This window comes from Actinospica acidithermotolerans (assembly GCF_018139625.1).
GTDB classification, from domain to species: domain Bacteria; phylum Actinomycetota; class Actinomycetes; order Streptomycetales; family Catenulisporaceae; genus Actinospica; species Actinospica acidithermotolerans.
Genome location: NZ_JAGSOH010000075.1, coordinates 1 through 14,053, shown reverse-complemented (window position 1 = coordinate 14,053; position 14,053 = coordinate 1). Strand labels below are relative to the sequence as shown.

Genomic DNA, 14,053 nt, shown 5'->3' with positions numbered 1-14,053 from the left:
AAAGAGGTGGGACATGACTGCGAACCCGACCCGGGCACCCGAGCGGAGCGCCGATCCGATCCAGCGTCCCGGCACCCCCGAGCGCCTCTGGCAGCATTGGGGCGGGCTGCGCAAGCTGCCGGCGCAATCGCTCGACGGCGTGACGTCGGCCGTGGTTCTCGCCGCTCATCCCGACGACGAGATCCTCGGCTTCGGCGGAAGCATCGCAGTGCTGGCCGAGCGCGGTGCCAGGCTTCGAATCGTGATCGCGACCGACGGAGAGGCCTCGCACCCGATGAGCACCGCGATCTCCCGGGAGCGCCTTGCCGAACTGCGCCGCACCGAGGACGCGAACTCGCTCGCCGTCCTCGGCGCCGCCGACGCGGAGGTCGTACGGCTGGGACTGCCGGACGGCGGCCTCAACCTGGACGACGGGACTCTCACGGCACGGATACGGGAACTGGTCAGCGGCTTCGAACTCTGCGTCGCGCCGTGGACCGGCGACGTGCACCCCGACCACGAGGCGGTCGGCCGCGCGGCGCTGGCCGCGCGCGAAGGATCGGGCGACGGGACGGTGTGGCAGTACCCCGTGTGGATGTGGCACTGGGCCGCGCCCGGCGACGCGCGCGTGCCGTGGCACCGCGCCGTGCGCGTCGAGATCCCGGCCTGGGCGTGGGTCGAGAAGCAGGAGGCCGTCGCGTGCCACCGCAGCCAGATCCTCCCGCTGAGCCCGGCGCCCGAGGACGCCGCGGTGCTGTCCGAATCCGACCTCGAACATTTCCGCCGCCGCGGAGAGGTGGTCCTGCGATGATGAACCGGCCGAGCGTTCCCGGGACCTACTTCGCCGAGATGTACCGCGGCCGAGCGGACCCTTGGCACTTGGCCGAGCGCTGGTACGAACAGCGCAAATACGCCCTGACGATGGCCTCGCTCCCCGTCCGCCGCTACCGCCGCGCCTTCGAGCCCGGCTGCTCGGTCGGCGTGCTGAGCGCCCTGCTGGCCGAGCGCTGCGACCGGCTCCTGTCCTGGGACCGCCGGCCGGAAGCCGTGGCGGTCGCCGCGAAGCGCCTGGCCTCGTTCGACGGCGCCGAGGCCGTGCACGGCGTCGTCCCCGAGCAATGGCCCGACGGCGAATTCGACCTGATCGTGTTCTCCGAACTGCTCTACTACTTCGATGCGGAGGACCGGGCCTGGCTGCTGTCCGAGGCCGTCCGCTCGCTGGCCGAGGGCGGCCACGTCGTAGCAGTGCACTGGCGTCACCACGTGCCCGAGCACGCCGCTGACGCGGAGACCGTGCACGCGGACGTGCGCGCGCAGCCCGGCCTGACGCCCTTGGCCCGGCACGAAGAGGACGACTTCCTCCTCGACGTCATGGGCCGCCACGAGACCTCGACCGACGCCGGGACCAACGGCGCCGCCCTATCGGTCGCGGCCCTGGAAGGCCTGGTGTAACTGGCGTAATCGGTCGCTGCCGGTCGCTGCTTCAGCGGTCATTGCTTCAGCGCTCATTGCTTCAGCAGCTTGGCGAGCTTCCGCATGTCACCGACGAACCCGGCGTACGCGACCTCCCGATCCGTCGCCCTCAGCACGGCCGAGGGATGGATCGTCGCCAGGACCGGGATCGTCCGGCCCCCCGGCTCCTGCCACTCGAGCATCGCTCCCCGCGTCGAACCGACGCGGAACGACGAACCGAACAGCGCTTGCCCGGCCGTCGCCCCGAGCGCGACCAGGATCTCCGGCCGCACCGCCCGCACCTCGGCCAGCCACCACGGCCGGCACGCCGCCACCTGCCCGGCGTCCGGGCGCTGGTGAATGCGCCGCTTTCCGCGGGATTCGTCGCGGCGCCAGCGGAAGTGCTTGACGGCGTTCGTCAGATAGACGCTCCGCTCCGCCACGCCCGCGTCGACGAGCGCGCGCCGCAGAATCGCCCCCGCCGGCCCGACGAACGGTTCGCCCTGCCGATCCTCCTGGTCGCCCGGCTGCTCGCCGAGCATCAGCACCCGCGCACGTTCCGCGCCATTGCCGAACACGGTCTGCGTGGCGCCGCGATAGAGGTCGCATCCGCGGCACTCCCGCGCGGCCTCGGCCATCTCGGCCAGGTCGTCGGTGTCCGGGATGAAGCGCTCGGCGCCGGGATGACGTGCCCGGGAAGCTTCGTTCGACATCGTGCCCGGCTACCCGCTAAGCACCCGGTCAAACGATCACCGCCCGTTCGGCCGATCGCTCTCGGATCGGTGCGGGTGCTCGCGGCGTTCCGCGATCACGTCGGCGAGCGCGATCAGCAGCGCGACGCCGACCAGCACGATGATGACGGTCAGGCCGCGTTCGAAGGCCGTCGACCAGGTCTGCGCGGCGCCCGTGCCGGGCTGGCGGCTTCCTGACCCGCTCGACCCGGCGGAGGCCCCGCCTCCGGGGAGGGCGGCGAAGAAGACGACGCCGACGGCCGCGACGCCGATGGCGGAGCCGATGCGCTGCGATGTCTGCAGCACGCCCGCGGCGGTGCTGGCCTCGCGGACGGGGACCTCGGAGAGGGTGATGGTCTGGTTGGGCGCGATCACCAGCCCGCTGCCGATGCCGGCGAGCAGCAGCGGCGCCGCCGTGGCCCAGCCGACGTCGGGACCGGCGACCGCGCGCGCCGCGATGAGCGTTCCGCCGAGGCCCACGACCACGGCTACCAGTCCTATCGCGACGAGGGGGCGTCCGGCGCGCTCGACGAGCCGGCCGCCCACGGCCGCCGCGCCGGCCGATCCGACGGCGAACGGTGTGATCGCGAGGCCGGCGATCAGGGCGCTGCGGCCCAATCCGTTCTGCAGGTACAGCGTGAAGATGAAGAACAGCGCCGTGAAGCCGGCGAAGTAGGCGAGGGCGAGCGCGGTGCCCAGGGAGAAGGAGCGGCGGCTGAACAGCCTGAGGTTCACAGCCGGCTCCTGCTGCCGGCGCTCCCAGGCCGTGAAGGCCGCGAACAGCAGGAACGCGACAGGAATCAGCAGCCACTTGAACCAACCGGACCACTGCTGCGCCTCGACGAGCGGCACCAGCAGCAGCACGACCGCGCTGCCGAGCAGCGCGATACCCACCGCGTCGAGCCCCTTCGGCGCGTCGCGCACCTCGTCCTCGTCGCGCTCGCTCTGGCTGGGCAGCAGCCGCCACGCGGCCGGCAGCGCGATCAGCCCGATCGGTACGTTCACGTAGAAGACCCAGCGCCAGCCGTCCGCCGTGCCCCCCGCCGCGATCAGCAGCCCGCCGAGCAGCGGGCCGACCGCGGTCGAGATCCCGATGGCGGCTCCGAGCAGGCCGAACGCACGTCCCCGCGCGGCTCCCCGGTACAGCTGCTGGATCAGGCCCGCGACCTGCGGGCTGAGCGTTCCGCTCGCCAGGCCCTGCGCGAACCGCGCCGCGATCAGCCACAGCGCTCCCGTCGCCACGCCGGCCAGGGCGCTGGTCAGCGTGAACGAGGCGAGTCCCACCATGAACATCAGCCGTCGGCCGTGTGCGTCGCCGAGGCGGCCCGCCGGGACCAGCACCAGCCCGAACGCCAGGGCGTAACCCGACAGCACCCACTGCAGATCGTCGGCGGACGCGTTGAGCCCTGAGCGGATCGAGGGCAGCGCGACGTTGACGATGCTGACGTCGAGCAGCGTCATGAATCCGCCGACCAGGCACACGAACAGGGCCGGCCGGCGGTCCAGCTTCTCAGACTGGGAGGCTTCGGCGGTGGTGAGCATGGTCGCGCGGCTACCCGACGATGTCCCGACTATGCGCGCTCCCGGCTATGCGGCGAATGGACCGGGACGGGTTTCGCCGCCCGCGGGCCGGTCACCTGGCACGCGTGACAACGCACAAGGATCAGGACCAGGCCGATCGGCTCGCCGAATACCGGCGGCGCCGCGATCCGAAGCGGTCGCCGGAGCCACCGGGGCGCGATGGCGCCGCGGACGGCGGGGAGCCCGTGTTCGTCGTCCAACTGCACGACGCGAGCACGATGCACTTCGACTTCCGGCTCGAGGCCGACGGCGTGCTCAAGTCCTGGGCCGTGCCGAAGGGGCCGTCGAGCGACCCGCAGACGAAGCGGCTCGCCAGCCCGACGGAGGATCACCCGATGGACTACCGGTCGTTCGAGGGCGTCATTCCGAAAGGCGAGTACGGCGGCGGAACGGTCATGGTCTGGGACGAGGGCACCTACCGCAACCTCAGCAAGAAGTCCGGCCGCGAAGTGCCGTTGAGCGAGGCGCTGGAGAAGGGCCACGCGTCGTTCTGGCTGGACGGCCACAAGCTGCACGGCGCGTTCGCGCTCACCCGGATGCGCGCGGACGACAACGGCCGTGAAGCGTGGCTGCTGGTGAAGAAATCCGACCGGCACGCCGGCGCCGACAAGACGCTCGACCCCCGACGGCTGCGCTCGGCGCGCAGCGGTCGCACGCTGCGGCAGATCGCTGATGAGGAGAGCGACAATTGCTGAACACGGATACACCGCCCCGCACGCTCGCGATCGCCGATCGGTTCGCGACGCTCGTGTCGCGCGGCACGCTGGAGCTGCCGCCGCCCGGTGCCGGCCGCACGCGCGCCCGCTGGGCCCGGCTGACCGCCGTGGCCGAGGAGGACCTGACCCTGGCGCGCCTCGCCGAGGGGCATGCCGACGCGCTCGCGATCCTGCACGAACTCGGCGTCCGGCCATACCCCGACAGGCCGCACACCGATGACGTGCCGCGCGCCGCCAACGCCGTGGCCGCTCCCCCCGAGCTCTGGGGAGTCTGGGCGGCCGAGCCGCCCGGCAGCGGGCTCGCCGCGATGCGCACCAGCGAGAGCCGATGGAGGCTGAAGGGCCGCAAGGCGTACTGCTCCGGGGCGCGGACGTGCACCCGGGCACTGGTCACCGCGCGTTCCGGCACCGAGCGTCGACTGTTCGCCGTCGAGTGCTCGGACCCCGGTCTGCTCCCGCTGCCGGACAGCTGGCCCGCGGACGCGATGGCCGCCTCCGACACCCTCGACATCGACTTCGACGACGTGCCGGCGACTCCCGTCGGCGCTCCCGGCGCCTACCTGGAGCGACCAGGGTTCCAGCACGGCGGAATCGGTGTTGCAGCATGCTGGTACGGCGGTGCGAGGGCGGTCGCGCGTACCCTGCACACCGCCGCCCGCAGTTACGACGTCGGACCGCACGCTCTCGCCCACCTCGGCGCCGTCACCTCCAGCCTCCGCGCGGTCGGTGCCCTGCTGGATGTCGCGGCTATCGAGATCGACGCGGATCCGGACGACGTCGCCGGCGGCGCGGCGGTGCGGTCCAAGCAGGTCCGTGCCGCGACCGAGCGCACGTGTGCCGAGGTGATCGACCGCGTAGGACGTGCGCTGGGCGCGAGTCCGCTGGCCCACGACGAACGTCACGCGCGCCTCGTGGCCGACCTGACGCTGTACCTCCGCCAGCACCACGCCGAGCGCGACTACGCGACGCTCGGCCGCAGCCTCGCGGACCTTGAGTGGGAGCACGTGGCGAAATAATGCGCGAAGGTCGCCTCTGGTTGCGCGGGCCGCCGCAGCGTGTTGAGCTCGGGTCATGGATGCTGAGCAGTCCCACGACGCTGGAGCACCGAACGCCGTTCTCCGCGGCGGCCCGTTCGACGGCGAGCGCGTGCACGTGACGTCGGCGGTACCCGTCGTCCGGTACGCCGGCCAGGTGCGGCACGTGTATCGCCCGACTGCGGATCTCGACGACGAGTACCCGACGATGGCTGTCTACGTCTATGAGCGCACGCTGATCTACTGAGCACTGGGCACCGGGCACCGGGCACTGAGTACTGAGTACTGAGCACTGAGCACTGGGCACTGAGTACTGACGCTGATCAGCTGATCCGCCGACGGCGCGGCCGGATGCGCAGGCCGCTCAGCCGCGGCGGAGGATCGCTCCGGCGACGCCGTTCGGGCCGGGTTCGGCGCCGGAGCACAGCAGAAGTTCGCCGTCCATCTGAACCAGCGCACGAATGAGCACGTCCGCCGCGCGGCCGCGCTTGATCAGGTTCGCGCGCAGGTCTTCCAGTTCGCGCGGTTGCAGCGTCAGTTGGCCCGGCTCGGAGCCCCACCACACCGGGGCGCCGGCGTCGGGCGCGTCGTGACGCAGCAAAAGCGTGGCGACCTCGCCGGTGCGCAGCGCGTCGACGGTCGCGGCCAGTCCGTCGACGGCAGTGCCGTTCGCCAGGCCTCGGGCGAAGTGGTCGACCACATCGGCTCGCCAGGCGCACTCGAACTCCGCGGCGATGCGTTCGGCACCGTCGGCGGCGTCCACGACGCGGTCCTGCCAGGAGGCGCCGAGCTCGTCGCGCAACAATGTGCGGGCACGTACATCGCCGTCGACCGCGACCAGGTCCACGTCGTGCCGGGCCGCGATCTCGCCGACGCGCCACGCGATGTCGCGGGCGTTGGCGCGCCATGTGTTCTGCACCGTCCGCTGTCGGCGGTCCTGCCGCCAGTCGCCCGAGCTGTTCTTCGAGACCGGGTACGTACGCCCCTTGACCTGCTCGGTCTGCTCGGGCTCGCGGCGGCCGCGCGCGTGCAGCTCGATCTGGGCGCCCTCCCGGTCGGTGTGTACGACCAGGTAGTTGCCCAGATCCGGCAGCTGGGCCAGCAGCGTGACGGCGTCCGGCAGGTCCCCGAAGGCGGCACGCGGCGCGACGGGGTGCGCGGACAGCTCGCGATCGAGCACGACGGTGCCCTGCGAGGCGAAGACCGCCAGTCCGGGCGGCGAGCCGTGTCCCGCCGGCTGCGCGGCCGACGACGACGCGAGCGGCTGTCCGACCGCGTCGTCGATCGCCCGCAGGTCCGCCTCGGGCGCGCCCTGCCCGGCGAGATCCTCGCGCAACTCCCGCCAGGTCAGCTCGATCCGGTGCGCGGCGTCGGCCTCGTTCCCGGGAGTGGGCAGGTAGACGGAGGTGAACGGGCCGTCCCCGTCGTAGAGCGGCTTGAAGGGCTTCGCGTCCATTCTTCGGCTCCTCTCGCGTGGTCGGGTTCGACGCGGTTACCCGAAATCGCCCGTCGTACGCGAAGCCCCACCGCCGGTTATGACTCGATGTCGACGACGGCGAGTACGGGTGACGTCGGCACCGCCGTGGGGCGCGGGGTCCAGGCGATGCGCGTGGTGCAGGCTGCGACGGCGGCTGCGGCCAGGGCCACGGCTCCCATGCCCCACGCGAGACCGGCGCCGCTCGCGATCAGGCCGATCAGGCCAGGACCGGCGAGCAGGCCGACGGTGCCCATCGCGGCCACCAGCGCCAGTGCGTCGGTGCCGGCTCCCGCCGCCGCGACGTACACGCACGGCGTGACCGCGGCGATCCCGAGGCCCACGCACGCGAACCCAAGCAGCGCCGGGAACACGCCGCCGACCAGCACTCCGGTCGCGAGACCGAGCCCTGCGAAGGCGCTGCCGAGCACGACTACCGGGCCGTCGCCCCAGCGCTTGCGCCAGGAGTCGGAGAACACGCGAGCGAGCACCATCGCTATGGAGAACACTGCGATGCCCATGGGAGTGAGGCCGGCCGCGGCCTTGGCGACGTTCTTGAGGTACAGCGCCGACCAGTCGTTCATCGCACCCTCGACGATCGTCCCGAAGGCCATGGCCAGGCCCAGCCAGAGAGTCAGCCGGGTCGGCAGCGGAATGCCGAAGGCGCGCTTCTTCGGGCTCGACGGCGCGTTCTCGGCGACCTCGGGCGCCGCAGCCTCCGGCATGGGCTCGGCCTGCGGGAGCGGCGTGAGCAGGTCGCGCTGGGCGTAGGCGAGCAGCGCGAGGATCAGAATCGCGGCGACGCCGAAGTGCACGCTGACGTCGGACGTGGCCGCGTTCACGGCGGAGGCGAGCAGCGCGCCGCATAGCGACCCGGCGCTGAACGTGGCGTGCAGCTTGCCCATGGCCTTGCGGTCGAAGCGCTCTTCGAGCTCCGTGCCCTGTGCGTTCATCGCCACATCGAGGCAGGCCACGCCGACGCCGTCGCAGCACACGATGATCAGCGCCACCGCGTAGTCCGGCGCCACGCCGAGCGCGAGCGGCAGCAGGCCGAGCAGCGCCGCCGACGCCACGCACAGCCCGCGCGAGCCGAGCCATTTCATCAGCGCTGCCACCAGCGGGAACGACGCGGCCGCGCCCACGCCGCACACCATCAGCAGCAGGCCCACCTCGGCGTCCGAGAGGCCGAGCCGCGCCTTGATCGCGGGAAGCCGCGAGACCCAGGTGGCGTACTGGAAGCCGAGGAGCAGGAACAGGGAACCGACCGCAACCTGCCCGCGGCGGAACTCATCTCGGATACGGAGCAAGGCGATCGACCTCCACAGATTTCGACATGTAGACCGCGCGATCGCCGTAGCCGGCCGGCGGGTGTGCGGCGGGTTCGGCGTGGAAGCCCGCCGCCGCCCAGAAGCTCTCGCTGCCCTCGACCGAGACGAGGGATATGCGTTCGTACATAGCGGCACAGGCCGCCGATTCGAGATGGCGCAGGAGCAGCTTCGCGTAGCCCCGGCCGCGCTGGTCCGCCGCGACGACCAGGTCGTGCAGGTGCAGGTTGGCGTGCTCCGCCGCCGGATCGCCGACAGTGTGCTCGGCCATGCCGCGTTCGCGAACGCTCAGGTCGGGGTGGCTTCCCGGTGGATACGGCAGGGACAGCACGTATCCGGCGACCCGGCCCTCGACCTCCACGACGAAGCACGTCGCCGGGGAGATCCGGGCACGCGACTCCAGCGTCTCGCGGTCCTCGGACAGGCCGCATGCGGCGTACGTGTCGTGTTCGAGTGCTGCGATGGCGTCCCAGTCCGCCTCCGCGATCGGGCGCACGCGCGGGCCGCGGACCCAGTGCACGGGCAGCGGATCGATTCCGTTGAAGCCCCGCGTCGTGTAGCTCGTCGCATACGCCCCGCAGGACAGGATCCACACCGGCTCGCCCGATTCGAGCGACGCGGGTACCGGCACGAGGTTGTCTTCGTGCGCGTACGCGTCGTCGCTGTCGCAGGTCGGCCCGGCGACCACGGCCGGGAGCCGCTCTCCGGCCGCCGCAGCATCGGACTCGTGGCGCGGGAAGACGAGGCGGTACTGCAACTCGTCCATCTCGTAGAGGCCGTTGTACTTGCCGACGCTGAGGTAGAGCCAGTTCTCCCGCTCGCCGCCGTCGACGAGTTCGCGGGACGACAGACGCTGCACGTGCGCCCGGATCGCGCCGAGGTCCGCAACGAGGTAGCGGCCGGGCTCGGCGATGAAGTCGAGCGTGCCCGACGCAAGACCGGACAGGTGCTGCATGCCGTCGCGGATCGTGGCGAAGATCTTGTCGAGCGGCGGATCCAGCGGCACGCCGCGCCGGTCCAGATAGCCGAGTGCGGGCAGTCCGCCGCCGAGGTTGACGTAGCTCACGCGGATGCGCTGTTCCTTGAGCCCTTCGATGACCTGGGCCAGGTCGTCGAACGCCGTGCGCCAGGCCTCGGGGCGCATCTGCTGCGAGCCGACGTGCACGGACAGGCCAGCGGGCGTCAGGCCGAGCTCGCGAGCCGCCGCCATCACGGCCATGGCGTCGGACGGCGAGCAGCCGAACTTACCGGTCAGGCCCCAGAGCGCTCCCTCGCCGGATGTCGCGAGCCGGCAGAAGACCCGTGAGCCGGGTGCGTGCTCGGCGATCGCGGCCATGTCCTGGAGGCTGTCCGTGGCGAAGTCGCGCACGCCGAGCCGGAAAGCCTCGGCGATGTTGACGTCTGATTTGCTGGTGTTGCCGTAGTGGATGCGCTCGACCGGCACGCCCGCGCGCAGGGCCTGGGCGATCTCGTTCGGGCTCGCCGCGTCGCAGCCCGCGCCGCGTGCGGCGAGAGCGGCGATCACCTCGTCGGCCGGGCACGCTTTGACGGCGAAGCGGACGGCCACGCCGGGCAGTTGCCGCACGAGCTCGTCGTGCCGGTCCTCGATGCCGCTGAGATCGAAGACGAGCCGATCCGAGTCCGCCGCCGCCAGCGCCGCGCGCAATCCGTGACTCAGTTCCATGACGTGCTTCCCCGATCACCGTGCTGCACGCGGAGCGCGCCGGCGGCCTTGCGGCTCGCCTCCACCAGCGGCTGCCAGGCCTCGACGAGCATCGCGAACTCCTCGATATCGGTGCGCGCCTGCTCGAGCAGCCCGTCACCGCGCTCCGTCAACGTTTCCGTAAACCGCGCGTACCGACCGCCGAGCTTGCGGTAGCCGCGGCCGATCACATCGAGCCGCCACCGGTTCTCGGACGTGTCCAGCAGGGTGCTGTCACGGGCCATCGCGGCGATCGTCTCCGACCGCAGTCGGCCGCCCTCGTCCAGGAGCGACGACCCGGCTTCGTCCATGCGCTCATAGATGTCGTTGAGATAGAGCATGGAGAGAAAGAACTTTGCGAAGCGCAGCTGGTATGCGGCGAATCCCTCGTCGGTCCGGCGCTCCGGCGTGTAGTAGTTGACGATGTGCCGGTTGTGCAGCACGCCCGGGAGCCCGGCTGAGTGGACGGCGTGCATGAGGAAGTAGTCGCTGCCGATGGTGTCGAGCGCGGGAAGCACCGGCACGCGCTCATACGCGCCGCGGTGGAACGCGATGTTGCACATGTCGATCCGCATCGGGTCGACCAGGCCGAGCGTGGCGTGGTCGCTGACGAACGGCTCGGTCCCGGCGCCCCGGAACGACTCATCCACCAGCTCGCGCTTCTGCTCCTCGGTCCAGTCCGACGGCGCCCACAGACTCACGACCTCGCGGTAGACCTCGGGGTCGAGCTGTTCGATCTCGCTGATGTCCACGGAGAGCTCGCCGACGAACGACGCCCCGGCGATCGCGACCGTCCTACCAGCCTGATCGCGGTCGAGCGTGCTCTCGCTCACGGAGTCGGCGAGGTCGCCCGCGACCCGGCCGAGTGCACCGGCCTCGTGGTGGATCGGGAACATCGGCTCGCCGCCGAGACTCTGGTAGCGGCTGTCGGAGTCCCGCCGGTGCACGGACTCGCAGCCGAGAGCCGCCGCGATCAGGAAGATCCGGTTCGTGACCGCGCCGTACGAAACGCCCCGTGGGAGCATGAGGTCCAGCAGCCGGTCACCGTCGGCGAGCCCTGATATCGCGATGGCCTCGGTCAGGAACGCCCGCTGCGCGTCCTCGTCGAGCAGGCTGACGACGACGTTCGGCGTCGGCGGCAGGCCGTCGACGGTGGCGCGGTGCCGCGCCCGGACCGGGGGAGCGGAGGAGTCGAGGACGACCATGTGGACCTCCACGCCGAACTCGCGCGCGGCGTACGCGGCCTCGTCGTAGAGGCCTGCGATCGCCTCCGGACAGGCCCGGTTCGTCGGCAGGGCCAGGCAGATCCGCCTCACGCCGCGCCCTCCCGTCCGCCGAGCTCCGTGCCCCGCTCCGCGGCGCCGTGCTCTGCGGCGCCGAGCTCCGTGCCCTGTTCCGCGGCGCCGTGCCACGAGCGTGACCCGAGCAGCTTCTCGCCGAGCTCGGTCAGCTTCGCCGGGCCGTAGCGCAGGGACTCGGGCCGGTGCACGTCGCCGAGCAGCGTGCCGTTCCACGTTGGCGTGCTCAGCGTGCGCCAGGATTCGATGCGCGAGCGCTTGAGCTCGAGGTGGGACTCGAGCGCGGGCATCATCGAGAGGTACTGGACCGCGCGCACGCCCTTCTCCGACCGGTTGCCGGCGACGCCGTGGGCCAGCAGCCCGTTCCAGATCAGCAGGTCGCCCGCCTTCAGCTCCGGACGCACCACCGGGAACTCGTCCCAGGAGACCGCCGGACGCACCGGGTCGCGGTCCGCGGGCTGCTCCGCCTTCCAGCGGTCGAACCGGCGGAAGAGCTCGGGCGAGCACTGGAACCCGCCGACCTCCGCCTCCGTGTCGGTGAGCGCGATGATCCCCTGCACACGCTGCTGCGGCACGCTGCGGGTCGAGTCGACGTCCCAGTGCAGCTCGATGTCGAATCCGGTCTCGGTGGGCGCGATCAGCTTGCGGTCGCGGTTGCGCACGTTCGGCGGGTTCAGGTTGAGCCGGTCCAGGGTGACCCACAGCTCCTCGCAGTCCCAGACGTCGACGAACGCGTCGTACACCCGCTGCGTCTGCCGGCTGTCCCAGAGCAGCTGGTGGTGGTAGGCCTCGACGAAGCCGTAGATGTGCAGCTCGCGGTCGATGTCGCTGCGGTAGGGCCGATCCCGGTACCAGGTCTCGGGATCGTGCGGGTCCAGGCCCTGGAACTCCCAGGCGAACTCGTGCAGCGCGGCCGCCGCCTCGGGCGCGATCGCCGAGCGCACCACGGCGTAGCCGCGCTCCTGCCAGGACTCGAAGTCGGTTTCGGACAGCACGCGCAGCGGCAGCCTCTTGCGCAGATCACGCAGTGGGAACTCGGCAAGGTATGTATCTCCATCCCTGCTGAAGTAGGGCAGATCGCCGGAGGCGCGGTACAGGTGCGGAGCGTTTTCGGGCATGATCCCTTTCTCGCGGTGGTTTGCCGCGGGATTGGAAAGGGGGCCGAGTGACGCCTCGCGACGGCGTCCCAGGTGGGAGGCCCCGGAATTGCTATCAGGATATGAATGTTCGGGCAGCCGGGAACGGCCGGCCGGCACCGTCGACGGCCGGCCGTCGACGCGAGTGCATTCGTGCCCTCATACGTCATCGGCCGCACCTCCAAAGTGGACTAGACCACATGGCCGTGTCAACCCCTCCGGCCCCACAGGCCGGAAACCGCCACGCCGGCCCCGCGGTCCCAGGCGGGTTTCGGACGATCCTCAGCTGGCCGCGGCGGCGTACGGCGGCGCCGCGTCCGCCGCGAGAACGGGCGCGCTCAACGCGGCGAGCGCGTTCCCGAGGGCGACCTCGCTCGCGGCCATCAGCGGAAGCCGGACCGATGCCGACGGGATACGTCCCTGCGCGGCCAGCACCGCCTTGACCACCGCCGGATTCGGCTCGGCGAAAGCGGCCCCAGACACGCGCGTCAAAGCGCGGCCGAGCACTCGCGCCCGCGCCAGATCCCCGTTCTCCCAGGCTTGGAAGAACTCGACGAAACGTGCCATGGCCAGATGCGCGGAAGCCAGGATGCCGCCGGCGGCTCCCAAGCTGAGCAGGGGGCCGAGGAACACGTCGTCGCCGGCCAGCACGGCGAATCCGGGCGGCGGGTCGTTGAGGAGTTCGACCGCGTCCTGATCCACCGCCCCGCGCGCGAGCTTCGCGCCGATGACGGCAGGCAGCCGGCCGACGGCGTGCAGGGTCTGCGCATCGAGCGCGCACGCCGTGCGATACGGGACGTCGTACACGATCAGCGGTACCGGACTGCGTTCGGCCAGATGAGTGAAGTGCGCCAACACGCCTTCCGGCGACGGTCGCACGAACGGCGGAGTCGGAACCAGCGCCGCGTCCGCGAGCCCCGCCAACTCCTCAAGCTCGCGCGCACTCGCCTCCGTGGCGCCGCCTCCCGCCCCCACGATCAGCGGCGCCCCAAGCTCCCGACACACGCGGCCGCACACCGCCAGCACGTCGCTCTTCTCCGGCGCGGTCAGCAGCGCCGGTTCCCCGGTCGTGCCGAGCGCGACCAGTCCCGCCGCTCCCTCCGCCAGCACCGCGCGCGCCAGTTCCTCCAACGCGGCCACCGCGACCGATCCGTCCTGCTCGAACGGCGTGACCAGCGGTACGTAGATCCCGTGCATCCTCATGGCTCTGAGGATGACGGCCCGTCGAGCATCAGGTCTATCTCGCATTTCCGACGCTGAGCGTAAGCTGAGCTGATGCTCGATGTGAACCGCCTGCGGCTGCTTCGCGAACTATCCCACCGCGGCACGATCGCCGCTGTCGCCAAGGCGCTGGCGTTCACCCCTTCGGCGGTATCGCAGCAGCTGTCCACCCTCGAACGCGAGGCCGGTGTGCCGCTACTGACCCGCACCGGACGCCGCGTCACACTCACTCCCGCCGGGGTGAACCTCGTCGAACACACCGAAGCGGTCCTCGAACACCTCGCCCGCGCCGAAGCCGAGCTGGCCCGCGCACGCACCGGGCCGGCCGGCCCGGTCCGCATCGGAAGCTACCCGACCGCCGCCCGCGCCCTCATCCCCGCCGCCCTGGCCGCCCTGGCCCGGAC

Annotated in this window: 14 protein-coding genes; 6 read left to right on the top strand and 8 right to left on the bottom strand. The window is 71.5% G+C overall.

Annotation, left to right across the window (positions count from 1 at the left end; genetic code table 11):
- Positions 1-13 precede the first annotated feature (13 nt).
- Together KDK95_RS22585 and KDK95_RS22580 are read left to right on the top strand one after the other, a co-directional pair.
- The gene (locus tag KDK95_RS22585) at positions 14-790 is read left to right on the top strand and encodes a PIG-L deacetylase family protein (RefSeq protein ID WP_212520252.1); all 777 of its coding nucleotides are present in this window, start codon (positions 14-16) and stop codon (positions 788-790) included.
- Entirely contained in the window at positions 787-1,431 is a 645-nt protein-coding gene (locus tag KDK95_RS22580) for an SAM-dependent methyltransferase (protein ID WP_212520251.1), read from the top strand. The genes KDK95_RS22585 and KDK95_RS22580 overlap by 4 nt, the downstream gene beginning before the upstream one ends.
- Positions 1,432-1,484: 53 nt before the next feature.
- Here KDK95_RS22580 and KDK95_RS22575 read toward each other — a convergent pair whose 3' ends face one another.
- Together KDK95_RS22575 and KDK95_RS22570 are read right to left on the bottom strand one after the other, a co-directional pair.
- Positions 1,485-2,144, bottom strand: a complete 660-nt coding sequence (locus KDK95_RS22575; RefSeq protein ID WP_212520250.1) for a UdgX family uracil-DNA binding protein — start codon at positions 2,142-2,144, stop codon at positions 1,485-1,487.
- 36 nt (positions 2,145-2,180) lie between these two features.
- Positions 2,181-3,704 (bottom strand): MFS transporter, encoded by a 1,524-nt coding sequence (locus KDK95_RS22570; protein WP_212520249.1) that lies wholly within the window; start codon positions 3,702-3,704, stop codon positions 2,181-2,183.
- Between the two features lie 104 nt (positions 3,705-3,808).
- Here KDK95_RS22570 and KDK95_RS22565 point away from each other — a divergent pair, with 104 nt between their 5' ends.
- Genes KDK95_RS22565 through KDK95_RS22555 form a run of 3 tightly spaced genes read left to right on the top strand, consistent with a single transcriptional unit; the run spans position 3,809 to position 5,740 of the window.
- Positions 3,809-4,438, top strand: a complete 630-nt coding sequence (locus KDK95_RS22565) for a DNA polymerase ligase N-terminal domain-containing protein (RefSeq protein ID WP_212520248.1) — start codon at positions 3,809-3,811, stop codon at positions 4,436-4,438.
- Positions 4,432-5,475 carry an acyl-CoA dehydrogenase family protein gene (locus KDK95_RS22560; RefSeq protein WP_212520247.1) on the top strand — a complete coding sequence of 348 codons (1,044 nt, stop codon included), beginning with the start codon at positions 4,432-4,434 and terminating at the stop codon, positions 5,473-5,475. Before KDK95_RS22565 ends, KDK95_RS22560 begins: the two co-directional genes overlap by 7 nt.
- Positions 5,476-5,530: 55 nt before the next feature.
- Positions 5,531-5,740: a hypothetical protein gene (locus tag KDK95_RS22555; RefSeq protein WP_212520246.1), complete on the top strand. Its 210-nt coding sequence runs from the start codon at positions 5,531-5,533 to the stop codon at positions 5,738-5,740.
- Between the two features lie 117 nt (positions 5,741-5,857).
- On the opposite strand, the gene KDK95_RS22550 is transcribed toward KDK95_RS22555, so the two are convergent.
- The 6 genes from KDK95_RS22550 to KDK95_RS22525 all read right to left on the bottom strand — a co-directional run bounded on the left by KDK95_RS22550 (position 5,858) and on the right by KDK95_RS22525 (position 13,631).
- Complete coding sequence (locus tag KDK95_RS22550) at positions 5,858-6,949, bottom strand: baeRF2 domain-containing protein (protein ID WP_212520245.1); 1,092 nt, start codon at positions 6,947-6,949, stop codon at positions 5,858-5,860.
- A gap of 77 nt (positions 6,950-7,026) precedes the next feature.
- Positions 7,027-8,274 (bottom strand): MFS transporter, encoded by a 1,248-nt coding sequence (locus tag KDK95_RS22545; RefSeq protein WP_212520244.1) that lies wholly within the window; start codon positions 8,272-8,274, stop codon positions 7,027-7,029.
- Positions 8,255-9,976, bottom strand: coding sequence for a GNAT family N-acetyltransferase (locus KDK95_RS22540; protein ID WP_212520243.1), 1,722 nt, complete (start codon positions 9,974-9,976; stop codon positions 8,255-8,257). The genes KDK95_RS22545 and KDK95_RS22540 overlap by 20 nt, the downstream gene beginning before the upstream one ends.
- Positions 9,967-11,310 carry a DUF6271 family protein gene (locus KDK95_RS22535; protein WP_212520242.1) on the bottom strand — a complete coding sequence of 448 codons (1,344 nt, stop codon included), beginning with the start codon at positions 11,308-11,310 and terminating at the stop codon, positions 9,967-9,969. Before KDK95_RS22535 ends, KDK95_RS22540 begins: the two co-directional genes overlap by 10 nt.
- On the bottom strand, positions 11,307-12,410 hold the full coding sequence (locus KDK95_RS22530) for a phytanoyl-CoA dioxygenase family protein (RefSeq protein WP_212520241.1): 1,104 nt from the start codon (positions 12,408-12,410) through the stop codon (positions 11,307-11,309). Before KDK95_RS22530 ends, KDK95_RS22535 begins: the two co-directional genes overlap by 4 nt.
- Positions 12,411-12,710: 300 nt before the next feature.
- Positions 12,711-13,631 (bottom strand): dihydrodipicolinate synthase family protein, encoded by a 921-nt coding sequence (locus tag KDK95_RS22525; RefSeq protein ID WP_212520240.1) that lies wholly within the window; start codon positions 13,629-13,631, stop codon positions 12,711-12,713.
- A gap of 72 nt (positions 13,632-13,703) precedes the next feature.
- Between KDK95_RS22525 and KDK95_RS22520 the strand changes: the two genes are divergently transcribed.
- The coding region (locus KDK95_RS22520; RefSeq protein WP_212520239.1) for a LysR family transcriptional regulator at positions 13,704-14,053 on the top strand (350 nt) is incomplete at its 3' end.